23 protein-coding genes and 1 other RNA gene are annotated in these 22,867 nt (G+C 64.7%); 8 read left to right on the top strand and 16 right to left on the bottom strand.

Annotated elements, in window-relative coordinates:
• Nucleotides 1-171: 171 nt before the first annotated feature.
• Nucleotides 172-268, top strand: an RNA gene (gene ffs, locus N5C91_RS18465) — signal recognition particle sRNA small type.
• Between the two features lie 61 nt (nt 269-329).
• Here ffs and N5C91_RS18460 read toward each other — a convergent pair.
• Nucleotides 330-1,052, bottom strand: a complete 723-nt coding sequence (locus N5C91_RS18460) for a transporter substrate-binding domain-containing protein (protein ID WP_236170746.1) — start codon at nt 1,050-1,052, stop codon at nt 330-332.
• Nucleotides 1,053-1,204: 152 nt separating this feature from the next.
• Here N5C91_RS18460 and dnaX point away from each other — a divergent pair, with 152 nt between their 5' ends.
• The 3 genes from dnaX (at nt 1,205) to recR (ending at nt 4,443) form a co-directional block, all read left to right on the top strand.
• Nucleotides 1,205-3,352 (top strand): DNA polymerase III subunit gamma/tau, encoded by a 2,148-nt coding sequence (gene dnaX, locus N5C91_RS18455; protein WP_279831107.1) that lies wholly within the window; start codon nt 1,205-1,207, stop codon nt 3,350-3,352.
• 37 nt (nt 3,353-3,389) lie between these two features.
• On the top strand, nt 3,390-3,716 hold the full coding sequence (locus tag N5C91_RS18450; RefSeq protein WP_017516839.1) for a YbaB/EbfC family nucleoid-associated protein: 327 nt from the start codon (nt 3,390-3,392) through the stop codon (nt 3,714-3,716).
• A gap of 127 nt (nt 3,717-3,843) precedes the next feature.
• A complete protein-coding gene (recR, locus tag N5C91_RS18445) occupies nt 3,844-4,443 on the top strand; it encodes a recombination mediator RecR (RefSeq protein WP_236170743.1) in 600 nt (199 codons plus the stop codon).
• A 47-nt stretch (nt 4,444-4,490) separates the two neighbouring features.
• Here recR and N5C91_RS18440 read toward each other — a convergent pair whose 3' ends face one another.
• Nucleotides 4,491-4,931 (bottom strand): rhodanese-like domain-containing protein, encoded by a 441-nt coding sequence (locus N5C91_RS18440; protein ID WP_279831100.1) that lies wholly within the window; start codon nt 4,929-4,931, stop codon nt 4,491-4,493.
• Nucleotides 4,932-5,024: 93 nt separating this feature from the next.
• Between N5C91_RS18440 and ftrA the strand changes: the two genes are divergently transcribed.
• Both ftrA and N5C91_RS18430 read left to right on the top strand, forming a co-directional pair.
• The gene (ftrA, locus tag N5C91_RS18435; RefSeq protein WP_279831097.1) at nt 5,025-5,993 is read left to right on the top strand and encodes a transcriptional regulator FtrA; all 969 of its coding nucleotides are present in this window, start codon (nt 5,025-5,027) and stop codon (nt 5,991-5,993) included.
• 75 nt (nt 5,994-6,068) lie between these two features.
• Nucleotides 6,069-7,217 (top strand): acyl-CoA dehydrogenase family protein, encoded by a 1,149-nt coding sequence (locus N5C91_RS18430; RefSeq protein WP_279831096.1) that lies wholly within the window; start codon nt 6,069-6,071, stop codon nt 7,215-7,217.
• Nucleotides 7,218-7,241: 24 nt separating this feature from the next.
• Here the strand turns inward: N5C91_RS18430 and N5C91_RS18425 are convergent, their stop codons facing one another.
• The 3 genes from N5C91_RS18425 to N5C91_RS18415 form a co-directional block, all read right to left on the bottom strand.
• Nucleotides 7,242-7,781, bottom strand: coding sequence for a CbrC family protein (locus N5C91_RS18425; RefSeq protein ID WP_236170739.1), 540 nt, complete (start codon nt 7,779-7,781; stop codon nt 7,242-7,244).
• A gap of 164 nt (nt 7,782-7,945) precedes the next feature.
• Nucleotides 7,946-8,836, bottom strand: a complete 891-nt coding sequence (locus N5C91_RS18420; protein WP_279831095.1) for an SDR family NAD(P)-dependent oxidoreductase — start codon at nt 8,834-8,836, stop codon at nt 7,946-7,948.
• The gene (locus N5C91_RS18415; RefSeq protein WP_279831093.1) at nt 8,833-10,374 is read right to left on the bottom strand and encodes an NAD(P)/FAD-dependent oxidoreductase; all 1,542 of its coding nucleotides are present in this window, start codon (nt 10,372-10,374) and stop codon (nt 8,833-8,835) included. The genes N5C91_RS18420 and N5C91_RS18415 overlap by 4 nt, the downstream gene beginning before the upstream one ends.
• 94 nt (nt 10,375-10,468) lie before the next feature.
• On the opposite strand from N5C91_RS18415, the gene N5C91_RS18410 reads away from it, so the two are divergent.
• Together N5C91_RS18410 and N5C91_RS18405 are read left to right on the top strand one after the other, a co-directional pair.
• The gene (locus N5C91_RS18410) at nt 10,469-11,185 is read left to right on the top strand and encodes a TetR family transcriptional regulator (protein ID WP_309295669.1); all 717 of its coding nucleotides are present in this window, start codon (nt 10,469-10,471) and stop codon (nt 11,183-11,185) included.
• Between the two features lie 26 nt (nt 11,186-11,211).
• Nucleotides 11,212-11,607, top strand: coding sequence for a GFA family protein (locus N5C91_RS18405; RefSeq protein WP_236170735.1), 396 nt, complete (start codon nt 11,212-11,214; stop codon nt 11,605-11,607).
• Between the two features lie 160 nt (nt 11,608-11,767).
• On the opposite strand, the gene N5C91_RS18400 is transcribed toward N5C91_RS18405, so the two are convergent.
• The 11 genes from N5C91_RS18400 to N5C91_RS18350 all read right to left on the bottom strand — a co-directional run bounded on the left by N5C91_RS18400 (nt 11,768) and on the right by N5C91_RS18350 (nt 22,865).
• Complete coding sequence (locus N5C91_RS18400) at nt 11,768-12,598, bottom strand: metal-dependent hydrolase (RefSeq protein ID WP_279831092.1); 831 nt, start codon at nt 12,596-12,598, stop codon at nt 11,768-11,770.
• Nucleotides 12,599-12,882: 284 nt separating this feature from the next.
• The gene (locus N5C91_RS18395) at nt 12,883-13,431 is read right to left on the bottom strand and encodes an adenine phosphoribosyltransferase (RefSeq protein ID WP_138521687.1); all 549 of its coding nucleotides are present in this window, start codon (nt 13,429-13,431) and stop codon (nt 12,883-12,885) included.
• A gap of 115 nt (nt 13,432-13,546) precedes the next feature.
• On the bottom strand, nt 13,547-14,281 hold the full coding sequence (gene anr, locus N5C91_RS18390) for a transcriptional regulator Anr (protein ID WP_015477764.1): 735 nt from the start codon (nt 14,279-14,281) through the stop codon (nt 13,547-13,549).
• Nucleotides 14,282-14,539: 258 nt separating this feature from the next.
• A complete protein-coding gene (gene hemN, locus N5C91_RS18385) occupies nt 14,540-15,922 on the bottom strand; it encodes an oxygen-independent coproporphyrinogen III oxidase (protein ID WP_236170733.1) in 1,383 nt (460 codons plus the stop codon).
• A gap of 72 nt (nt 15,923-15,994) precedes the next feature.
• A complete protein-coding gene (locus N5C91_RS18380; RefSeq protein WP_236170732.1) occupies nt 15,995-16,720 on the bottom strand; it encodes a sulfite exporter TauE/SafE family protein in 726 nt (241 codons plus the stop codon).
• Complete coding sequence (ccoS, locus tag N5C91_RS18375; RefSeq protein ID WP_236170731.1) at nt 16,713-16,934, bottom strand: cbb3-type cytochrome oxidase assembly protein CcoS; 222 nt, start codon at nt 16,932-16,934, stop codon at nt 16,713-16,715. The genes N5C91_RS18380 and ccoS overlap by 8 nt, the downstream gene beginning before the upstream one ends.
• Before the next feature lies 1 nt (nt 16,935).
• Entirely contained in the window at nt 16,936-19,413 is a 2,478-nt protein-coding gene (locus N5C91_RS18370) for a heavy metal translocating P-type ATPase (RefSeq protein ID WP_279831085.1), read from the bottom strand.
• Nucleotides 19,410-19,943, bottom strand: coding sequence for a FixH family protein (locus tag N5C91_RS18365; protein ID WP_236170729.1), 534 nt, complete (start codon nt 19,941-19,943; stop codon nt 19,410-19,412). The genes N5C91_RS18370 and N5C91_RS18365 overlap by 4 nt, the downstream gene beginning before the upstream one ends.
• Before the next feature lie 141 nt (nt 19,944-20,084).
• Nucleotides 20,085-21,500, bottom strand: coding sequence for a cytochrome c oxidase accessory protein CcoG (gene ccoG / locus N5C91_RS18360; RefSeq protein ID WP_236170728.1), 1,416 nt, complete (start codon nt 21,498-21,500; stop codon nt 20,085-20,087).
• Between the two features lie 211 nt (nt 21,501-21,711).
• Entirely contained in the window at nt 21,712-22,677 is a 966-nt protein-coding gene (gene ccoP / locus N5C91_RS18355; protein ID WP_279831081.1) for a cytochrome-c oxidase, cbb3-type subunit III, read from the bottom strand.
• Nucleotides 22,674-22,865 (bottom strand): CcoQ/FixQ family Cbb3-type cytochrome c oxidase assembly chaperone, encoded by a 192-nt coding sequence (locus N5C91_RS18350; protein WP_024763940.1) that lies wholly within the window; start codon nt 22,863-22,865, stop codon nt 22,674-22,676. The genes ccoP and N5C91_RS18350 overlap by 4 nt, the downstream gene beginning before the upstream one ends.
• Between the last annotated feature and the right edge of the window lie 2 nt (nt 22,866-22,867).

Raw genomic sequence — 22,867 nt, 5'->3', positions numbered from 1 at the left:
CAGTGCTTCGGCATGCCGTGAAGAACCTTGAGCGCCTGGGCGGAGAACTGCTCGTGGGCTGCGATGCGTATCAAGGTAATGAACGTAAGTGTTTGAAGTGCTTGTAACTTGCGCTCAAGCCGCTACAATGGCGCGGCTCGCCGAACTGGCGAGTTCTCGCGATGGTGGCCCTGTCGGTCCCCCCGCAACGATTACTCGCTTACCTGGTCAGGTCCGGAAGGAAGCAGCCAAGGCGGGGACATTGTGTGCCGGGGTGTGGCTGGCGGGGCCGCCTCCATTTCGGGGCCTGGAAAATGGCCTGCCTCGCGCCCTGTCGAGCGCTGCCCGTCTCAGCGGTAGTGATCCAGGATCTGCTCGATCTTCCCTGACGCCTTGATCTTCGCCAGCACCGAGAGCACCTCGTCGGCGCGGACTTCGGGCGTGTCCAGCACCATGCACGCCAGTGGCGTTTCCTCGATCACGCTGGCGATTCGCAGACGCTCCGCCTCGGGCAGTTCACGGTTGAACCAGCTCAGCGCGAACTCGCTGCTGATTGCGTACTGATAACGGCCGATGCGCAGCTTCTTCAGCACCAGTTCCTGGTTGCGCGCGTCGTCGCGGGTCAGCCAGTGGCTGTCCAGCAACGGCTGCAGGCGCGGGTAGTGATAGCCCAGCACGGTACCGACGGATTGGCTGGGCAAGGTTTCCAGCCTGTCCGCCGGGGCATCGCGGACCACCAGCAGGTCGCGCTGCACCATCAGTGGCACGGTCCAGCGATAATTGTCGAACTCATGTTCGATCCAGGTGCGCGACACGTAGCAGCGCACATCCACGGACTGGCTGAGCAGCGCCTGCTCGATCCGGGCGCGGGGCACGATATGGAAGGCAGCGGTTCGGCCCAACTCGTGCGCCGCTTCGTTGAACAGCTCGAACATGATGCCGCCGGTCAGCTCGCCATTCTCGATCTGCGCGAGCGGCATCGCCCAGCTGTCGACCACCGAGAAGCGCAGGGGACGGTCGTCGGCCTGGGCGAGGGTGGCGGTGAGCAGCAGGGCGGTGGCGAGGAAGCGCATCAAGGCTCCGTTGATGGCAGAACGACGACACAATGCCGTTTAGCCCGGCCCTTGCCAAGATGCGACAACGACCGGTGCGGACATCGAGTGCAATTTACGGTCCGCTTCGCTAGGATTAGCGCACTTCTGCTTACCTGTCGCGATGGATTTCAATGAGTTATCAGGTTCTTGCCCGCAAATGGCGTCCGCGCTCGTTCCGCGAAATGGTCGGCCAGACCCATGTGCTCAAGGCCCTGATCAACGCGCTGGACAACCAGCGCCTGCACCACGCCTACCTGTTCACCGGTACCCGTGGCGTGGGCAAGACCACCATCGCGCGGATTCTGGCCAAGTGCCTGAACTGCGAGACCGGCGTCAGCTCGACCCCCTGCGGGCAGTGCTCGGTGTGCCGCGAGATCGATGAGGGCCGCTTCGTCGACCTTATCGAAGTGGACGCCGCCAGCCGCACCAAGGTCGAGGACACCCGCGAGCTGCTCGACAACGTGCAGTACTCGCCGAGCCGCGGGCGCTACAAGGTCTACCTGATCGACGAAGTGCACATGCTCTCCAGCCACAGCTTCAACGCCCTGTTGAAGACCCTGGAGGAACCGCCGCCCCACGTGAAGTTCCTGCTGGCCACCACTGACCCGCAGAAGCTGCCAGTCACCATCCTGTCGCGCTGCCTGCAGTTCTCCCTGAAGAACATGCCGCCAGAGCGCGTGGTGGAGCACCTCACCCACGTCCTGGGCGCCGAGAACGTGCCGTTCGAGGACGATGCACTGTGGTTGCTCGGCCGCGCTGCCGACGGTTCCATGCGTGATGCCATGAGCCTCACCGACCAGGCCATCGCCTTCGGCGAGGGCAAGGTGCTGGCCGCCGACGTGCGCGCCATGCTCGGCACCCTGGATCACGGTCAGGTCTACGGCGTGCTGCATGCGCTGCTGGAAGGCGATGCCCGTGCACTGCTGGAAGCCGTCCGCCACCTGGCCGAACAAGGCCCGGACTGGGGCGGTGTGCTGGCTGAAATACTCAACGTGCTGCACCGCGTGGCCATTGCCCAGGCGCTGCCCGAGGCGGTGGACAACGGCCAGGGCGACCGCGACCGCGTGCTGGCACTGGCCCAGGCCCTGCCGGCCGAGGACGTGCAGTTCTATTACCAGATGGGCCTGATCGGCCGCCGCGACCTGCCGCTGGCGCCCGATCCCCGTGGTGGTTTCGAGATGGTGCTGCTGCGCATGCTGGCGTTCCGCCCGGCGGATGCCGATGGCGCACCGAGGTCACCACTAAAGGACCTGGGGATCAGCAAGGCCACGGCTGATTCCAACCCGAACCCAGTGGCCGGCGCCGCCGTTGCAGCGCCGGTTGCATCCATTGCCGCGCCAGCTGTTGCGCCTGCACCGGCAGTGCCGGCTGCTGCGGTTGTGCCTGCTGTTGCCGTGCCTCAGCCGCAGGCGGCTCCGGCTCCTTCCGCGCAAGCCGAACCTGCCGTTGCGCCTGCTCCGGTTATCGAACCTGTGCCTGAGCCGGCCCCGGTCGAGCCTGAAGCCGCTGTGCAGCCCGAGCCGCAGGTGCCAGTTGCCGAACCGGAACCGATCGTCGCCGAAGCGCCGGTCGATCTGCCCTGGGACGAGCCTGCCGCACCGGTTGTGGTGACTCCCGCGCCAATGCAACCTGCTGCACCTGCACCTGCACCTGCACCTGCACCGATAGCCGCCACGCCGGCACTGGTCGAGACGCCGGCAGCCAAGCTGGAAGAGCCTGCACCGAGCATTGCCGACGTTCTGGCCGAGGACGACGACCGCGATGACGAGCCGCCGCCAGCCGAGGACTACTACGAAGTCGACATGGAATCCTACGGTTACCTCGAGAGCGAGGCACCGCAGGAGCAGGTCGAGGCGGAACCCGAGCCCGCCGCCATGCCCGCCACCGGGCTTGCCGCCGAGTGGCTGGAGCTGTTCCCGCGCCTGGGCCTGGCCGGCCTGACCGCCAGCATTGGCGCCAACTGCACCCTGGTGGCAGTGGACGGCGACAACTGGCACCTGCACCTGGACCCGGGCCAGAGCGCGCTGTTCAACGCGACCCAGCAGCGCCGCCTGAACGACGCCCTGAACCAGTTCCACGGGCGTACCCTGACCCTGCAGGTCACCCAGCAGAAGCCCGAGCAGGAAACCCCGGCCCAGGCCGCCGCGCGCAAGCGCGCCGAGCGTCAGCGCCAGGCCGAGGCGTCGATTGCCGCCGACCCGTATGTGCTACAGATGAAGCAACAGTTCGCCGCGATTGTCCGCGACGGTACTATCGAACCCCTGGAGGCCAAGGCGTGAGCCTTGGTCGACGACTGAACGAATCGAGGAACTCGACATGATGAAAGGTGGCATGGCCGGCCTGATGAAGCAGGCCCAGCAGATGCAGGAAAAAATGCAGAAGATGCAGGAAGAGCTGGCCAACGCCGAAGTGACCGGTCAATCCGGCGCCGGCCTGGTGAGCGTGGTGATGACCGGTCGCCACGACGTCAAGCGCGTCTCCCTGGATGACAGCCTGATGCAGGAAGACAAGGAAATCCTCGAGGACCTGATCGCCGCTGCGGTGAACGACGCCGTGCGCAAGATCGAGCAGAACAACCAGGAGAAAATGTCCGGCATGACCGCCGGCATGCAACTCCCGCCCGGTTTCAAGATGCCTTTCTGATCCAGGCTCTTCCCCTGTAGGAGCGAGCTTGCTCGCGAACGCGCTTCCGGCCTCTTCGGTCTGGCAGGGTTCGCGAACGAGCTCGCTCCTACAGTCGTTCTAACCTCCGGAAATTCGAGACCGTCCCATGAGCTTCACGCCGCTGATCCGCCAACTGATCGATGCCCTGCGCACCCTGCCCGGAGTGGGGCAGAAGAGTGCCCAGCGCATGGCACTGCAGCTGCTGGAGCGCGATCGTAGCGGCGGCCTGCGTCTGGCCCAGGCGCTGACCCAGGCAATGGAAGGCGTTGGCCACTGCAAGCAGTGCCGTACCCTGTCCGAGGATGAGTTCTGTCCGCAGTGCACCGACCCGCGCCGTGACGATAGTCTGCTGTGCGTGGTGGAAGGTCCGCTGGACGTGTTTGCCGTTGAACAGACCGGCTACCGTGGGCGCTATTTCGTGCTCAAGGGACACCTGTCGCCGCTGGACGGCCTCGGCCCGGAGGCCATTGGTATTCCCGAGCTGGAAGCGCGGATCAAGGCCGGCAATTTCAGCGAGATCATCCTGGCCACCAACCCTACGGTGGAAGGTGAGGCGACTGCCCACTACATCGCCCAGTTGCTGGGCGGCGGTGACCTGGTGCTGTCGCGCATCGCCCACGGCGTACCGCTGGGTGGCGAACTGGAACTGGTCGATGGCGGCACGCTGGCCCACGCCCTGGCAGGGCGGAGGCCGATCAGCCACTGACAGATTCGAACAAGGCCGGAGTGATTCCGGCCTTGTTGCTTCTGACCTCAACAGGCGCAGCTGATCCCGGCGCCGCCCGCGGCTGGCGCTTCGTCCGTGCCGGCCAGCGCCAGGCCTTCATCCAGCCAGCCGGTGACGCCGCCGATCATCTCCTTCACCGGCAGGCCCAGCGCGGCAAGCTTAGCGGCGGCGCGGTGCACACCGTTGCAGTGAGGCCCCGCGCAGTACACGACGAACAGGCTGCCCGCCGGAAACTGTGCCATGCGTCGTGCGTCGATCTCCCGCGTCGGCAGGTTCAGCGCGCCGGGGACATGCCCACGAGCGAACGCGGCGGCATGGCGCACGTCGAGCAGAAGGAAATCCTGCTCGCCATTCTGCAGTGCGTCGTTGACGTCCGAGCAGTCGGTCTCGAAGGCCAGTCGGTGGCTGAAGTGGGCGAGGGCGTCGGCGGGCAGGGCGGCGGGGAACTGACTGACGAGGCTGGGCATGGCAAGGCTCCTGTGAAAGATGGGAGCACTGTATGGGCCTCTTCGAGTCGGCTACAGTGGCGGTTACGACAGTGATCGGAAGTTTTCCGCCAAATGCCGCGTAATCCCCTGGACGTAGCCATTCTCGCCTATGACGGCTTGTGCACCTTCGAATTCGGCATCGCCGTGGAGATCTTCGGCCTGCCTCGCCCCGAGTTCAATTTTCCCTGGTACAGCCACCGGGTCATAGCGGTGGATCAGGGACCGCTGCGCGCGTTGGGGGGCATCCGTGTGCTGGCCGATGGCGGGCTGGAGGCGCTCGATACGGCGGGCACCATCGTCGTGCCGGGCTGGCGGGATCGCGCCGAGGCGCCGTCTGCCGAATTGCTGCAGGCGCTGCGCAAGGCCCATGGCGAAGGCGCGCGCCTGCTGTCGATCTGTTCCGGTGTGTTCATCCTGGCTGCCACTGGATTGCTGAACGGCCAGCGGGCGACCACGCACTGGCGCTACGCCGAAGAACTGGCGGCACGCTACCCCTTGATCGAGGTCGATGCCCAGGTGCTCTACGTGGACGCCGGGCAACTGATCACCTCCGCCGGCAGCGCGGCGGGCATCGATGCCTGCCTGCACCTGGTGGCGCGGGACTTCGGTGCGCAGGTTGGCAATAGCGTTGCGCGGCGGCTGGTGATGTCACCTCAGCGCGGCGGCGGTCAGGCACAGTTCATCCCGGCGCCGGTGGCGCAGGCTCCCCGGCATGATCTCGCGGCGCTGCTGGACTGGGCTCGACAGCAACTGCACCGGTCGATTGCCGTCGGTGAACTGGCGAGCCGTGTGGCCATGAGCGAGCGCACCTTCCTGCGCCGTTTCAGTGAGGCCACCGGGATGACGCCCAAGGCGTGGCTGCAGCACGAGCGCATGCTGCGTGCGCGCGAGCTGCTGGAAAGCAGCGCCGACAGTGTCGAGCGTATAGCCGAGCGATGTGGCTTCGGCACCGTGGAGAGCTTCCGCAATGCCTTCCGCGGTGCAGCCGGCGTGGCACCGTCGGCGTACCGCGAGCGGTTCGGGACGGCGCATCTGTCCTAGCCGATGGCAGGTGTCTCGGCTTGAAAACCAAGCAAGCGCTAGGTAAGTTTCAGTCAAACCGCCTGGAGCATTGCCATGTCTGCGTTCACCGACTACTTCGATGACAGCCACCGCCTGGTCCGCGACAGCGTGCGGCGCTTCGTCGAGCGTGAAATCCTCCCCCATGTCGCCGATTGGGAAGAGGCTGAGGAGTTTCCCCGTGAGCTGTACCGCAAGGCGGGCGAGGCCGGCATCCTCGGCATCGGCTATCCGGAGGCGCTCGGCGGCAGCCACGAGGGCGATCTGTTCGCCAAGGTGGCGGCCAGCGAGGAGCTGATGCGCTGCGGTTCCGGCGGGTTGGTGGCGGGGCTGGGATCGCTGGATATCGGCCTGCCGCCACTGATCAAGTGGGGCCGTCCGCAGTTGCGCGAGCGCATCGCGCCGCAGGTGCTGGCCGGTGAGAAGATCATGGCGCTGGCGGTCACCGAGCCGTCCGGCGGTTCCGATGTGGCCAGCCTGAAGACCCGCGCGGTGCGCGACGGTGACCATTACCGCTTGAGCGGCAGCAAGACCTTCATCACCAGCGGTGTGCGTGCCGACTACTACACCGTGGCGGTGCGCACCGGTGGGGATGGCTTCGGTGGCGTCAGCCTGCTGCTGGTGGAGAAGGGCACTCCCGGTTTCACCGTGGGCCGCAAGTTGAAGAAAATGGGCTGGTGGGCGTCGGACACCGCCGAGTTGTTCTTCGACGACTGCAAGGTGCCCGTGGGAAACCTCATCGGCGCTGAGAACATGGGTTTCGCCTGCATCATGGCGAACTTCCAGAGCGAGCGCCTGGCCCTGGCGATCATGGCCAACATGACGGCGCAATTGGCGCTCGACGAGGCGCTGGCCTGGAGCCGCGAGCGCGAGGCGTTTGGCAAGCCTGTCGGCAAGTTCCAGGTGCTCAAGCATCGGCTGGCGGAAATGGCGACGCAGGTCGAAGTGTCCCGCGAATTCACCTACCGCCAGGCGGCGAAGATGGCTGCCGGCAAGAGCGTGATCAAGGAAATCTCCATGGCCAAGAACTTCGCCACGGATGTCGCCGACCGGGTGACCTACGACGCGGTGCAGGTGCTGGGCGGCATGGGCTACATGCGCGAGAGTCTGGTGGAGCGGCTGTACCGCGACAACCGCATCCTCTCCATTGGCGGCGGTACGCGGGAGATCATGAATGAGATCATCGCCAGGCAGATGGGGCTCTGAGCGGCCAGTGGGGATGCCCGCTGTTCAGGTGAAATCCATCCCGTAGTGCGTCTGGCCGCAGTGCAGGCAACTGAAGTGGTAGATCGCCGGGTTGCCGGCTGGCTGGTAGTGCTCGACGACCTGCAACCAGGTCTTCTGCGGCCAGCCGAAGTCGGGGAAGTGTCCGGCCAACCCGGTGGCCCCCAGGGCGATGATCTCTTCGCGCCGAGCATCACCATGGAAGGCGCAGGCGTCGCCGCAGCAGCTCAGCCAGTGTTCCTGCTGCCAGGAAGCGAATCCCGGTGTGCGTTCGCAGACTTCGCGCACTACGGCGTCGGGTACGCCGGCATCCAGCAGTGGGTAGTCATCGGCGAAGCTCGCCTCGAAGCGTTCGGCCGCACGGCCGTCGGCAATGCACCAGGGGCACAGGCAGTTTTCCGGCAGGTCGAGGCGGGTGTAGACCGAGGCGGTGTAGACATAGCCGCGTTTCTGCTGGCAGCAACGGCAGGTTGCGTCCGAGGCGACCAGGCTGCCGGTGGCCAGCGGATCCGGGTGATAGCGGAAGGTGGGGAGCTTCTGGCTCATGGTCGTCCTCCTTGGGCTGCTTCGCTGAAAACCGCTTGCCAGTATAACCAGCCGATTGCAGAGGGCGGAGCGCTCACTGTGCAGGAAAAAAACGGCGCCCATCCGGGGGTAAGGGGGATGGGCGCCGGCCCGACAGGGAAAAAGGGACTCTTTGCGTTGACGCGTTACTTGGCCTCGTAGCCCTCCGCGGTCTGTTTACGCTTGGGCTTGGGAGCAAAGCGCTTGGCCAGCTTCATGCTGCTGGTGACCACCTTCTGGTACCAGACCGGCAGCAGGCGCAGCATCACGTCGATGGCGTGGGCATCCGGGCCGATCAGGATGCGCCGCGAGTCACGTTCCACACCGCGGATGATCACCTGCGCGGCCTTCTGCGGGGTGGTGCGCAGTAACTGGTCGTTGAACTGGGTGCGGGCCTGTTCGGCGTTCTGCCCGGTGACCTTGACCATGCTGTCGTTCATCCGCGCGGTCTTGGCGATGTTGGTCTTGATCCCGCCAGGGTGCACGCAGCTGGCCGAGACCCCGCTGCGCTCCATGTCCAGCTCCTGGCGCAGCGATTCGGTGAAGCCGCGCACGGCGAATTTGGTGGCGTTGTAGGCGCTCATGCCCGGCTGGGAGAACAGCCCGAACACGCTGGAGACGTTGACGATGTGGCCGTCACCGGATGCCTTCAGGTGCGGCAGGAAGGCCTTGGTGCCGTAGACCACGCCCCAGAAGTTGATGTTGGTGATCCACTCGTACTCTTCGTAGTCGCTGGCTTCCACGGTGCCGGCATGGGCTACGCCGGCGTTGTTGAACACCAGGTTGACCTTGCCATGTTCGCGGGCTGCCTTGTCGGCCCAGGCGTGCACCTGCTCGCGGTCGGCGACGTTCACCGTGTCGATGGACACGCGCACGCCGGTGGAGGAGAGCAGCTGGCGGGTTTCTTCCAGACCTGCGGCATTCACGTCCGCGAGGGCCAGGTGGCACCCGCGGGAGGCCAGTTCGACGGCCAGGGCGCGGCCGATGCCCGAACCTGCCCCCGTGATCGCGGCAACCTTGTTCTCGAAGTTCTTCATGCCGGCACCTCTTCTGCGTGGCGTTGGGGTTGGACGACAGGGCTGGACAGCGGCTTGGACTTCAAATGATAGGCGCTGGGGTCAAATTGACTGGTCAGCGCGCGGAAGCGCCAGGTGAAGCCCGGCCACAGCGTGCAGTTGCGTCCGCTCACCGGATGCAGGTACCAGCTCTTGCAGCCGCCGGTATTCCACACGCTGTGATTGAGGCCGCGTTGCAACTTCTCGTTCCAGCGTTCCTGCACCTCTTGCTTCACTTCGACGCTCTGCAACTCGCGACGGTCCATCAGCTTGATCGCGCCGAGCACGTAGGCGATCTGCGATTCGATCATGTAGACCATCGAGTTGTGGCCCAGACCGGTGTTCGGGCCCATGAGGAAGAACAGGTTGGGGAAGCCGCGGGTCATGGTGCCCTTGTAGGCTTCCGGGCCGTTCTGCCAGGTGTCGAGCAGGTCCACGCCGCCCTTGCCGAACACCACGCCGCGGGGAATCGGGTCGTTGGCGGTGAAGCCGGTGCCGAAGATGATCGCGTCCACCTGCCGTTCACGACCATCGCTGGTGATGATGCTGCCGGCCTTGATCTCGCGGATGCCGTCGACGATCACCGAGGAGTTGGCGGCGGCCAGTGCCGGGTAGTAGTTGTGCGACATGAGTACGCGCTTGCAGCCGATGGTGTAGTCCGGGGTCAGCTTGCGGCGCAGGTCCGGGTCCTTGATCTGCTGGCGGATGAAACGTTCGGCCAGCTTGCCTACCAGCTTCATCGCCCAGGGCGCGAAGGTGAAGCCCAGCACGCGACCTTCGAGCATGCTGTAGAGCGCGCCGCGCCAGAGCTTCTGTACCGCCGGGAAATGGCGGAAACGTGCGCGTTCCTTGTCGCTGATGGCGCGGTCCGGCTTGGGCAGAATCCACGGCGCGGTGCGCTGATAGAGATCGAGCTTGGCCACCAGCGGCTGGATTTCCGGAACGAACTGGATCGCCGAGGCACCGGTGCCGATCACCGCCACGCGCTTACCCTTGAGGTCGTAGTCGTGGTCCCACTGCTGTGAGTGGAAGGCCTTGCCCTGGAAGTTCTCCAGGCCCTTGAGCGCCGGCACCGAGGGAATCGACAGGGCGCCCATGCCCGACACCACGGCCTTGGCGGTGTAGTGGTTGCCGGCGGTGTCGAACAGGTGCCAGAGCTGCTGCTCGTCGTTCCATTCGAAGCGCGCCATCTCGGTATTGAGCAGCGTCTTGTCTTCCAGGCGGTACTTCTTCCAGCAATTCTCCAGGTAGGCACGGATTTCCGGCTGGCGGGCGAACATGCGCGTCCAGTCCGGGTTCGGCTCGAAGGAGAAGGAGTAGACGTGGGATTGCACGTCACAGGCGCAGCCCGGGTAGTTGTTGACCCGCCAGGTGCCGCCGACGCCGGCATCCTTCTCGAACAGCAGGAAGTTATTCTCGCCTTCCTGCTTCAGGCGGATCGCCATGCCCAGCCCGGAAAACCCGGTGCCGATGATGGCGACTTTGCAGTGTCGGGGGGCAGTCTTTGGTTGGGTACCCATTGCCAAGCTCCTGTTATGATTGTTGCTGGCGTATACAACTGTCTACGTGGTGAGAATGTAGGCATCTGTATACTTCAGCAACAACCAACCTTAGATGGGGTCGGGCGCCAAACTCATGGAAATCGAACAGGAAGAACGACCGGTGGAGGCCGCGGGCAAGCGCGCGCTGATCGATGCCGCGCTGCGTCTGGCGGCCAGCCGGCGCAGCCTGAGCAGCCTGGGGCTGCGCGAGTTGGCGCGCGAGGCGGGGCTGAACCCGAACACCTTCTACCGCCACTTCGGTGACGTGGACGACCTGGGCCTGGCGATCATCCGCGACATCGCCACCCAGTTGCGCCAACCGCTGCGTGACCTGCGCCGCGAAGCGGCAGAGCGTGCGCAGCCCGGCGCGGGCGCCGGCAATGTCCCCTTTGGCCTCGACCTGGAGCGCGGCCAGCGGGTAACCCGTGAGACGGTGCGACTGTTCTTCGATTTCGTCGCGCGCAATCCGCAGGCGTTCATTATCGGAGTGCGCGAACTGCACGGCCCTTCACCGGTCCTGCGCACGGCATTGGCGCGGGTAATGGACGAATTCGGTGAAGACATGGCCGAGGATATCCGTCAGTTCCATCTACTGCCGGACGTCGATGTGAGCGAACTGGACCAGCTGTCGCGACTGATCAGCCGGCAACTGTTTCAACAGTCTCTGGATTACCTGGAGCGCCCGCCGGAGCTGCGCGAAGAGGTCTGCACCCTGGCCGAGCGACAAATCCTGTTGCTCTTCACCGGCGTCGCGGTGCTGCAGACCTTCGGCATGCTGGCTAGGCTGTGAGTCCTTGCTGATTGTCGGAGATTGCCATGCTGCCCTTGCCCCTGTTCGGCGGTTGCGCCTGTGGCGCGGTGCGCTATCGCGTGGATGCGCAGCCGGAGGAAACCGGCTACTGCCACTGCCGTATCTGCCAGAAGTCCAATGCCGCGCCGGCGGTGCCTTGGGCGGTGATTCCACTGACGGGCTTCGCCTATATCGCCGGTGAGTTGGGGATGTGGCGCTCCAGTGAGGAGGGTGAGCGGCGCTTCTGCGTGAAGTGCGGGACGCCGATGGAATTCCGTGTGCGCGACGGCGCGACGGTGGGGCTCAATACGGTGACTCTCGACGAGCCGGAGCTGATCGAGCCGCAGTGCCATGTCTGGTGCTCGTCGCAATTGTCGTGGTTCGACACGGTCGACGATCTGCCGCGTCGGCAGGAGGGCTGACCGGCTTTTCGTAGGAGCGCGCTTGCTCGCGAACCGCCCAGGCACCGCGCCGGCGGTGAAACCGTTCGCGAGCAAGCTCGCTCCTACAGGGGGCGCCGCTTTTTTCCCGTGAATGAAAAACGCCAGGCATTGCCTGGCGTTTTTCCTTGCCGCAAAAGGGTCAGCCGGCGAAATCCAGCGTCTCCTTCCAGCGCGTTTCCAGCGCCTTGGTGTCGTGGTCGAAGGGGTGGAAACCGGGGCGGAAGTAGTCCAGCCATGGGCGGATCAGATTGACGAAGTAGCCGCGGCGCGGGTGCAGCAGTACGCCCAGGCCGTGCTTCCAACTGCGCCAGTTGAACAGCTGGCCATCACGGCGCAGCAGGTTGATCTGGAAGCCGGCGATGACGCTGAGGAAGATCACGGTAGTCAGCAGCATCACCGCGGTGCGGGTTAAATAGCCGCCGTAGACCTGCTGGTAGACATCGTAGGCGACGGCCTTGTGCTCGTTCTCCTCGACCGCGTGCCACATCCACAGCTTGTACATCTTGTCCGACTTCATCTGGCTGCTCAGGTCTTCACGCTTGAGCAGTTGCTCGGCCATGGTCGCGGTGAAGTGCTCCAGGGCACAGGTGATCGCCAGCTGGTGCTTCCTGGTGGTGACCTTGCTGATGGATTCGAGCAGCACCTTGATGCGCAGCTCGAGGGTTTCCAGGTCGATGCCGTGCTCGTCGGCGTACTCGTTGTAGGCCGCGTGCTCCTTGGAGTGCATGGCTTCCTGGCCGATGAAGGCGCTGACGTCCTTCTGCAGCTGCGGGTCCTGGATGCGCTCGCGGACGGCGCGCACGCTGTCGACGAAGAACTTCTCGCCATAAGGGAACAGCGAGGACAGGTTATTCATGAAGTGGGTCATGAAAGGCTGCCCGTCCCACCAGTATTTCGGCGTTTCACTGAACGTGAAATCCATGCGGCGGACCGGGAAATTGGCGCGGATCGGCGTGGTACTGGCGTTCATGACTAACTCCTTCTTGTTGTGCGGGCTTGGAGTTCCGGGGGCGGCGCGGCAGGGGCGGCGACCCGGGCAAGTCCTGTCGTTAGTTCGTGATGCCACCTTCGAATGTGTCATCAGCTGATGTCATGTTCGAAGTCTTGTCGGACAATCGCCAGGTCATAAATGGCCGCAGCCAGGTCGAATCAGGCCAAACGGGTCACGACCAGTCATTGGATGGGGAGTTGGTTTGCGGGAGCGGCGCAAATGCAAACGGGCGCCGCAGCGCCCGTTTTGGTGAACAGCGTGGCTCAGGCTTCGTCGAGTGCGAAGGCCGTCAGGCTGTAGGTGGGGATCTGGGCGTCATTGAGCTTGGTCGAGCCGCCAAGTTCCGGCAGGTCGATGATCGCTGCGGCCTCGAACACGCTGGCGCCCATGCGACGCACCAGTTGCGCGGCGGCCAGCAGGGTGCCGCCGGTGGCGATCAGGTCATCGAAGATCAGCACGCTGTCACCTTCGCACAGGCTGTCGGCGTGGACCTCCAGCAGGGCTTCGCCGTACTCGGTTTCGTAGGCCTGGGCCAGGACGTCCGCCGGCAGCTTGCCGCGCTTGCGGAACAGTACCAGGGGCTTGTTCAGCTCGTAGGCGATGATCGAACCGATCAGGAAGCCGCGCGCATCCATGGCGCCGATGTGCGTGAAGTCGGCCTCGACGTAGCGCTGGATAAAGCTGTCGGCAACGAAGCGCAGGGCTCGCGGCGACTGGAACAGCGGAGTGATGTCGCGGAACATGACGCCGGGCTTGGGAAAGTCGGGAACGGCACGGATCACGGACTTCAGGTCGAGTTGGTTGAGGATCATGCTGGATGTGCACCTGATGCGGTTTTTGCAGAGGCCAAAGTATAACGGGCCCGCCAATCGGCGAGCCCGTTTTCGATGACCGGAAAGTCAACCAGTCGGTCAGCTTTCAGTCGGATCAGCTTTCCAGTTGGCCACCCGCCAATGCGCACAGCTCGATGGAATCGAGGATGTGCACTTCCTTGCCTTCAGCCGCGATCAGGCCGTTCTGCTGGAAGCGGGTGAACACGCGGGAGACGGTTTCCACTGCGAGGCCCAGGTAGTTGCCGATCTCGTTGCGCGACATGGCCAGGCGGAATTGCTGGGCCGAGAAACCACGGGCGCGGAAGCGTGCGGAGAGATTGACCAGGAAGGTGGCGATACGCTCGTCGGCGGTCTTTTTCGACAGCAGCATCATCATCTGCTGGTCGTCACGGATTTCGCGGCTCATCACGCGCAGCAACTGGCGGCGCAGTTGCGGCAGTTGCTCGGACAGCTCGTCCAGGCGCTCGAAGGGAATCTCGCAGACCGAAGTGGTTTCCAGGGCCTGGGCCGATACCGGGTAGCTCTCGGTGTCCATGCCGGAAAGGCCGACCAGCTCGCTGGGCAGGTGGAAGCCGGTGATCTGCTCTTCGCCGCCGTCGGTGATGCTGAAGGTCTTCAGTGCGCCGGAGCGTACGGCGAAGACGGAGCCAAAGGCATCGCCCTGGCGGAACAGGAACTCGCCCTTCTTCAGCGGGCGGCCGCGTTTGACGATTTCATCGAGGGCGTCCATGTCGTTGGTGTTCAGCGACAGGGGCAGGCAGAGGGGAGCCAGGCTGCAATCCTTGCAGTGCGCCTGGGGCAGGGCGCGCACTTTGATGGTTTCGGCCATGAGTGTTCCTTGAATGGGATGGCACACAAAAACCAAGGGTACCGCAGACCGCAAGTCGCGCGCCAGTTGGCGACCTGTCTGAATCGCTGGTTCCAGCGACGGGGATGAGGGTTTCGTAGTGCTTGGAGTGGTCTCGAATCCTTTCGAAAAGTGCCGATTCAGGGCTGTTCCTACACCTTGCGGTCAAGGACACATCCTGTAGCAAAGGGTGCGACAGTTGGCCCCGTACCGTCGGTCGTGCGAAACGGAACCCGCGGGTCAGATGACCCGCGAGAAGCGTTGCAGGTTCTGCATCGGCAGGTAACGGTCGAAGAGCATGCACAGCGAACGGACCAGCAATCGGCCGGAGGCGCTGACGTCGATGCCCCTCGGCCCCAGGGTGATCAGGCCGTCCCGGGCGAAGCGTTCGAGGTCGTCCCAGATTTCCGCGAAGTAGCCGCGGAAGTCGATGTTGTAGAGGTCTTCGATGTCTTCGAAGTCCAATTGGAAGTGGCAGATCAACTGCTGGATCACCGCACGGCGAATGAGGTCGTCCTTGTTGCAGTGCAGGCCGCGGCGGGTAGCGAGCTGGCCCTGGTCGAGGGTGGTCTGGTAGTCGGCGATGTCAGTGCTGTTCTGGCAGTAGAGGTCGCCGATCTGGCTGATCGAGGAAACCCCCAGGCCCACCAGGTCGCAATGGCCGTGGGTGGTGTAGCCCTGGAAATTGCGCTGCAGGGTGCCGTCTTCCTGGGCCATGGCCAGTTCGTCGTCCGGCAGGGCGAAATGGTCCATGCCGATGTAGCGGTAGCCGGCGGCTTCCAGTTGTTCGGTGGTGCGCTGCAGCATCTCCAGTTTCTGCCCGGGGGAGGGCAGGTCTTCGGCCCTGATCCGGCGTTGCGGCGGGAAGCGCTCGGGGAGATGCGCGTAGTTGAAAACCGACAGTCGGTTGGGCTGCAGGGTGATGACCTGCTCGACGGTCCGGGCGAAGGTCTCCGGGGTTTGCTTGGGCAGCCCGTAGATCAGGTCGATATTGATCGAGCGGAATTGCAGGGTGCGCGCTGCGTCGATGATGGCGCGGGTTTCGTCGAGGCTCTGCAGGCGGTTGATGGCCTGTTGCACGTCCAGGTTGAAGTCCTGCACGCCAATACTGGCGCGGTTGAAGCCCAGCTCGCGGAGCAGGCCCATGGTAGACCAGTCGGCCTCGCGCGGATCGATCTCGATACCGTAGTCGCCGAAGTCACCCTCGGCGAAATGGAAGTGCGTGCGCAATTGCGCCATCAGCTCGCGCAGTTGGCCGGGGCTCAGGAAGGTCGGGGTACCTCCACCGAAATGCAACTGCTCGACTGGCTGCTGGCGGCCCAGGTGACGACTGACGATCTCGATTTCGTGGATGAGACGAGCCAGGTAGGGGGCGCTGCGGCCACGATCCTTGGTGATGACCTTGTTGCAGGCGCAGTAGTAGCAGATGTTCGCGCAGAACGGGACGTGCACGTAGAGCGAGAGCGGCCGCTGCGCCTTCTGGCTATCGCGCAGCGCATGCAGCAGGTCGAAGGGTCCGACTCCTTCGTGGAACTGCACGGCTGTGGGATAGGAGGTGTAGCGCGGGCCGGACAGATCGTATCGGCGTATCAGATCTGCGTCCCAGCGAATATTGTCGAGCATGCCGATGTTCCCCGGTGGCGAGCTTTTCCTGCGCAGTCTAGGGAGAGTCCGGCAAAGGCCTGTTGACCTGTATCAAGCGGCTTTATGGTGCTGCTGGGCGATGCTGGCGTGCATTTCGTGACCCATGATCCAGGCCTGGTGTGGGCCGGGGAGGGTCCACAGGCCGAAGAGGATCACCAGGATGCCACCGGCCATGCGCACGCTGCGCTTGCGCAGCAGTGCGGTGATGCGCTCGGCGGCGAGCCCGGTCGCCAGCAGCACCGGCCAGGTGCCGAGGCCGAAGGCGAGCATCAGCAGGGCACTGTCGATGGCCGAGCCCTGGCTGGTGGCCCAGAGCAGGGTGCTGTAGACCAGGCCGCACGGCAGCCAGCCCCAGAGAGCCCCCAGCAGCAGCGCGCGCGGCACCGTGCTGACCGGAAGCAGGCGGCTGGCGGACGGCTGGATGTGCTTCCAGAGGCCGCGCCCCAGGGCTTCGATGCGTGTCAGACCGCTCCACCAGCCGGCCAGGTAGAGGCCCATGGCGATCAGCAGCAGGCCAGCGACCACCCGCAATGCCGAGGCAAATGGTGTGCGCGCCACCGCCCAGCCGGCGAGGCCGAGCAACAGGCCGGCGCAGGCGTAGCTGAGAATGCGGCCGAGGTTGTAGGCCAGCAGCAGGCGCAGCCGCCGTGCGCGTTGCTCCGGCGGGATGGCCATGGTCAGCGCACCCATCAGACCGCCACACATGCCCAGGCAGTGACCGCCGCCGAGCAGGCCGAGAATCAGCGCGGACGCCAGCAAAGGCGCCAGTTCAGGCATCGCGTTTGTCCTGCTTCTGGCTGGCGTGCGAGTCGGCACCTTCTGCTTCGTCGATGCCGGCCTGGTGCTTGGGGTCTTCGTCGTCGAACAGGATGCTGTGGGCCGGCCCGTCCATGTCGTCGTACTGGCCGCTGTTCACCGCCCAGAAGAAGATCGCAATGCAGATGCCGACGATCACCACGGCAACCGGGATCATTATGTAGAGTGCGGGCATTTCAACTCCGTGGCAGCGCCTGCGCCGCTTGTGGGGCGACGGGCAGGGCAGTGGTCGCTGGCGGGGCACCGGCGCCCTTGGGCAGCCGAGTCAGGCGCAGGGCGTTGAGTACCACGGTCAGCGAGCTGATCGACATGCCCACCGCAGCCCACACGGGCGTGATCCAGCCGAGGGCAGCGAAGGGCAACATCAGCCCATTGTACAGCCCCGCCCAGAGCAGGTTCTCGATGATGACCCGGCGGGTGCGGCGGGCCAGGCTGAAGGCCTGCACCACGCTGTCCAGGCGGTTGGACAGCAGCACGGCGTCGGCGCTGGTCTTGGCCAGGTCGGTGGCGGAACCCATGGCGACGCTGATGTCGGCAGCGGCCAGCACCGGAACGTCATTCACCCCGTCGCCCAGCATCAGCACGCGGCGGCCTTGCTGGTGCAACTGGCGCAGGACTTCGAGCTTGTCGTCCGGGCGCAAACCGCCGCGGCAGTCGTCGATGCCCAGTTCGGCGGCGACGCGACCGACCATGGGCGAGCTGTCGCCGGAGAGCAACAGCGTGCGCCAACCACGGGCGCGGCAGGCGTCGAGCAGGTCGGCGGCGTCTTCGCGGATGCGGTCGTCCAGTACCAGCCAGGCGAGTGCGCCGTTTGCATCACCGAGTAGCAGCCACTGACCGGGTTCCTGCGGGTGCTGAGGCGCTTCGCTACCGCTCAGGGCACAGACGAACGATGGCTCGCCGATGCGCAGGCGGCGCTCGCCGACAAGGCCTTCCAGGCCCAGGCCGGGATGGCTCTCGACATTCTCGGCGGGCTGCGGCGCACGGCCGAAGGCACGGGCGATGGGGTGTTCGGAGCGGTTCTCCAGGGCGGCGGCCAGGGCCAGGCAGGCATCGCTGTCCAGCGCTCCCAGTGGCCGGACTGCGCGCAGTGTCAGCCGACCTTCGGTAAGGGTGCCGGTCTTGTCGAAAATGACCGTGTCGATGTGGTTCAGGCCTTCCAGCACGTGGCCTCGCGTCACCAGCAGCCCGAGCTTGTGCAGGCTGCCGGTGGCGGCGGTCAGGGCGGTCGGCGTAGCCAGTGACAGCGCACAGGGGCAGGTGGCCACCAGCATCGCCAGGACCACCCAGAAGGCGCGGGAGGCGTCGTGCTGCCACCAGAACAGACCGACCACGGCGGCCAGCACCAGCAGGGCGATGAGGAACCACTGCGCGGCCTTGTCGGCGAGCTCGGCGAGACGCGGCTTGTCCGATTGAGCGCGCTCGAGCAGGCGGACGATGGCGGACAGCCGGCTGTCGCCGCCCAGGGCCTTGACCTGCACGGTCAGCGGGCCTTCGACGTTGAGGGTGCCGCCGGTGACGCTGTCGCCGCTCTGGCGGGGTTGTGGCAGGTATTCGCCGGTGAGCAGGGATTCGTCGACGCTGGACTGACCATCGAGGATCAGGCCATCGGCCGGGACCACTGCGCCGGGCTGCACCAGTACTCGGTCGCCAATGTTCAGTTCGCTAAGCAGTACACGGCTGCTCTGGCCTCTGTCGTCCAGACGCAGGCAGGATGCAGGCAGCAGGTTGACCAGTTGTGCGGTGGCGGCTGCAGTGCGTTCACGGGCACGGCGTTCGAGATAGCGGCCAGCCAGCAGGAACAGGGCGAACATGCCCACGGCGTCGAAATACAGGTCGCCATGGCCGGTGACGGCGGTCCAGATGCCCGCCAGGTAGGCGCCGCCGATGGCCAGGGAGACCGAGACATCCATGGTCAGGTGGCGGGTGCGCAGGTCGCGCACGGCGCCACGGAAGAACGGCTGGCAGGAGTAGAAGACGATGGGGGTGGTGAGGAACATCGCCACCCAGCGCAGGATTTCGTGCAGCTCGGGGCTCAGGTCGATGTTGAATTCCGGCCAGGTGGCCATGGTTGCCATCATCGCCTGGAACCACAGCAGGCCGGCGACACCCAGTTGGCGCAGGGACTTGCGGTTCTCCTGGTGCAACTGTTCGGCGGCGCGATCCGGTTGGAACGGGTGCGCTGCGTAACCAATACGGCGCAGCTCGGCGAGCAGCTCGCTCAGTGGCAGCTCGCTGTCGGACCAGCGCACGTGCAGACGGTGATTGGACAGGTTCAGCCCAGCCTCGGCAATGGCGGGCAGGCCCTTGAGGTGTTTCTCGATCAGCCAGCCGCAGGCGGCGCAGCTGATGCCCTCCATGATCAGGGTGGTCTCGGCGAGATCGCCCTGGTGCTGGACGAAGGGCTGCTGAACGTCGGGACGGTCGAACAGCTTCAGCTCGTCAGCCAGCTGTTCGGGCAAGGCGTCAGGGTTTGGCGCGGCTTCGGTGCGGTGGCGGTAATAGCCTTCCAGTCCGCCGGCAACGATGGCCTCGGCTACGGCCTGGCAACCTGGGCAGCAGAATTCGCGGGGTTCGCCCAGGACTGGCGCAACGAAGCGGCTGCCGGGTGGTACCGGCAGCGCGCAGTGGTAACAGAGCAGCGCGGCGCTCATGGGCGCTCGGCTTCATCTCCGCTGAGGGGCTCGTCGCCGAGGTCGAAGGTACCGCCGGGAGCGACCTTTTCTTCCTCGAACAGACGCCAGGTCTTGCCGTTCTCCTCGCCGAGCAGCTCGACGAAGCGGCGACCTTTGACAGCGGCGTCCAGGCTGGCGGTGTAGCGGCCGGGCTCGGCGGGGCTGGCGCGCAGTTCCAGGTGCTTGTCCTGGGACTCAAGGGTAGGGGAGAGCAGGTTCAGGGTGAGCGTGGCCGGACGGCTGTCGCCGGTGAGGCGCAGGTCCACTTCGCCGGTCAGCTCGTCGAAGCTGATCTTCGCCCGCAGCTTGAGTTGCTGGGCGAGGTGCTCGCGGTCGAGGGAGCGATTGATGCCCTTGCCGGCCTCGTAATAGTTGTCGCTGACCAGGGAGTCCTGGTTGTTCACGGCGATATTGACCATCGTCAGGCTGAGGAAGATCGAGGTGGCCAGCATGGCGATGATGATCCACGGCCAGAGGTGCTTGTACCAGGGTTCCACGGGTGTCTTCATGGCCGATTGCATGCTCTTTGATCTCTCGCTGGCAGCGCCATACGGGGCGCTGCCCGGTGAAGGGGCGGGCGAATTCTACGTATTTCGCTCGGTGCTGGCACCCCATGCGCAACATGGGGTGCCAATTCGTTCAGCGTCGGTTCAACGAAGGCGTGGGCCGATGAAGCGGCTGGTGGATTCCTTGCTGATCGACGGGTCGTCTACCGACTGGATGGTGAAGCTGATCTCGTTGGTGGTCGAGGGCAGTTTCTCCGGATCGATGGACAGTTCCACCGGCATGCTGAAGATATCCCCGGCAGCGACCGAGATTTCCTTCTTGCCTTCCAGGATCAGGCCGTCCAGGCCCTTGGCGCTGAGTACGTAGGTATGGTCTTTCTGGTCCTTGTTCATGACCTTGAGGCTATACACGTTCTCGATGCGACCTTCGGCGTTCTCGCGGTAGAGCACGCGGTCCTTGCTGACATCGAAGCCGACCAGCGGGCGAAGGAAGATGGCGGTGATCAGCAGACCGATCATGATGCACAGGGCGATGGCGTAGCCGATCAGACGCGGGCGCACCAGGTGGGTCTTCTGCCCCGACAGGTTGTGCTCGGTGGTGTAGCTGATCAGGCCGCGCGGGTAGTTCATCTTGTCCATGATGCTGTCGCAGGCGTCGATGCACGCGGCACAGCCGATGCACTCGATCTGCAGGCCATCGCGGATGTCGATGCCGGTCGGGCAGACCTGTACGCACATGGTGCAATCGATGCAGTCGCCCAGGCCCTGGGCCTTGTAATCGGCGCCTTTCTTGCGCGGGCCACGGCCCTCACCACGACGCGGGTCGTAGGAGACGATCAGGGTGTCCTTGTCGAACATCACGCTCTGGAAGCGCGCATAAGGGCACATGTAGATGCACACCTGTTCGCGCAGCCAGCCGGCGTTGCCATAGGTGGCGAGGGTGAAGAAGCCGACCCAGAAGTAGGCCCAGCCGTCGGCCTGGCCAGTGACCAGATCGCTGAGCAGATCGCGGATCGGCGCGAAATAGCCGACGAAGGTCAGACCGGTGACCAGGCCGATCAGCAGCCAGAGGCTGTGCTTGGCGAAGCGGCGCAGCAGCTTGTTGCCGCTCATGGGCGCCTTGTCGAGTTTCATGCGCTGGTTGCGATCACCCTCGGTGATTTTCTCGCACCACATGAAGATCCATGTCCACACGCTCTGCGGGCAGGTGTAGCCGCACCACACGCGGCCAGCGAACACGGTGATGAAGAACAGGCCGAAGGCACTGATGATCAGCAAGCCGGAAAGGAGGATGAAGTCCTGCGGCCAGAAGGTCGCGCCGAAGATGTAGAACTTGCGCTCGGGCAGGTCCCAGAGCACCGCCTGACGACCATTCCAGGTCAGCCACACGGTGCCGAAGTAGAGTAGGAAGAGGAGGGCGCCCCCGGCCATGCGGAGGTTGCGGAAGAACCCGGTAAAGGCTCGGGTATAGATCTTTTCCCGGGAGGCATAAAGGTCGACGCTTTCACTCTTGCCTTTAGTGGGCGGAGTGACGTCCTGGACCGGAATCTGTTTGCTCATCAGTGCATTCCACGGCAGCGGGAGGGCGCCCTGTCGATACATGCCGAGAGGGTCAGAAATATGCTTGCACGCCTAACAATGATACGGCGTGGTGGGGGGTGTAACGGTGCGACAGTTGGTCGCGTAAGGAATTATGGACCCAGAAATAGAGCGGCGCCGGTGTAGAAACCGGCGCCGCAGGGTGTCGCTATGGGTGTAGGAAAGAGCAGGATTATTCCGCGCTCTTCTCACCTTCGCCATGGGACAGGCTGTACACGTAGGCAGCGAGCAGGTGCACCTGATCTTTGCCCAGACGCTCCAGCTGAGCCGGCATCTGGCCCTGGCGGCCGTAGCGGATGGTCTGCTGCAGCTGGGCGAAGCTCGAACCGTAGATGAACGCGGCCGGGTGGGTCAGGTTGGGTGCGCCCATGGCAGCGGTGCCTTTGCCTTCTGCGCCGTGGCAAACCACGCAGTTGGTGGCGAAGATCTTCTGGCCGTTGGCGACCTGCTCGTCAGTCACGCCCTCTGGCAGCTTGCGGCCGTCCAGCTTGGTGGTGACGAAGGCAGCCACATCGTGGACGCCGGCATCGCCGATGACTTCGCCCCAGGCCGGCATGGCCGCGTGGCGACCGCCTTCGATGGTGGCGATGATGTCCTTCGGCTCGCCGCCCCAGCGCCAGTCGGCGTCGGTCAGGTTGGGGAAGCCGTGGGCACCCTTGGCATCGGAACCGTGGCAGACCGAGCAGTTGGAAGCGAACAGGCGGTTACCCATTTTCAGGGCCTGCTCGTCCTTGGCCACGTCCTCGATCGGCATGGCGCCGAACTTGGCGTACAGCGGGCCGTACTTCTCATCGGCCTTGGCCATTTCCTTTTCCCACTGGTGCACACCGGTCCAGCCCTGTTCGCCGTTGGCGAATTCGGCCTTGTCCTGGTAGCCCGGCAGCAGGCCCTTCCAGTTGCCCAGGCCCGGGTACAGGACCAGGTAGCCGAGGGCGAAGATGAAGGTGGCGACGAACAGCATGAACCACCACTTGGGCAGTGGGTTGTCGTACTCCTCGATGCCGTCGAAGGCATGGCCGACGGTTTCATCGGTGGCTTCGTTGCGCTGACCGCGACGGGTGGCGAACAGCAGCCACGCGAGGGCGAAGATGGTGCCCAGGGTAAGTACGGTGACGTACAGACTCCAGAAGGTTGTCATTCTTTGTTGCTCCTAGAAGCTTGCTCTTGCTCGACGTGCTTTTTGGCGACCGGGTCATCCGCGAAGGGCAGCAGGGCGTCTTCGTCGAAGCGCTCCTTGCGTTTGCCGCCATAGGCCCAGAGCAGGACGCCGACGAAGGCGACCATGACTACTACCGTGCCGATACCGCGAATGGTCCCGATATCCATCA

The organism is Pseudomonas sp. GD03903 (assembly GCF_029840045.1).
Taxonomy (GTDB): domain Bacteria; phylum Pseudomonadota; class Gammaproteobacteria; order Pseudomonadales; family Pseudomonadaceae; genus Pseudomonas; species Pseudomonas pseudonitroreducens.
This window is presented reverse-complemented; position numbering and strand designations above follow the sequence as displayed.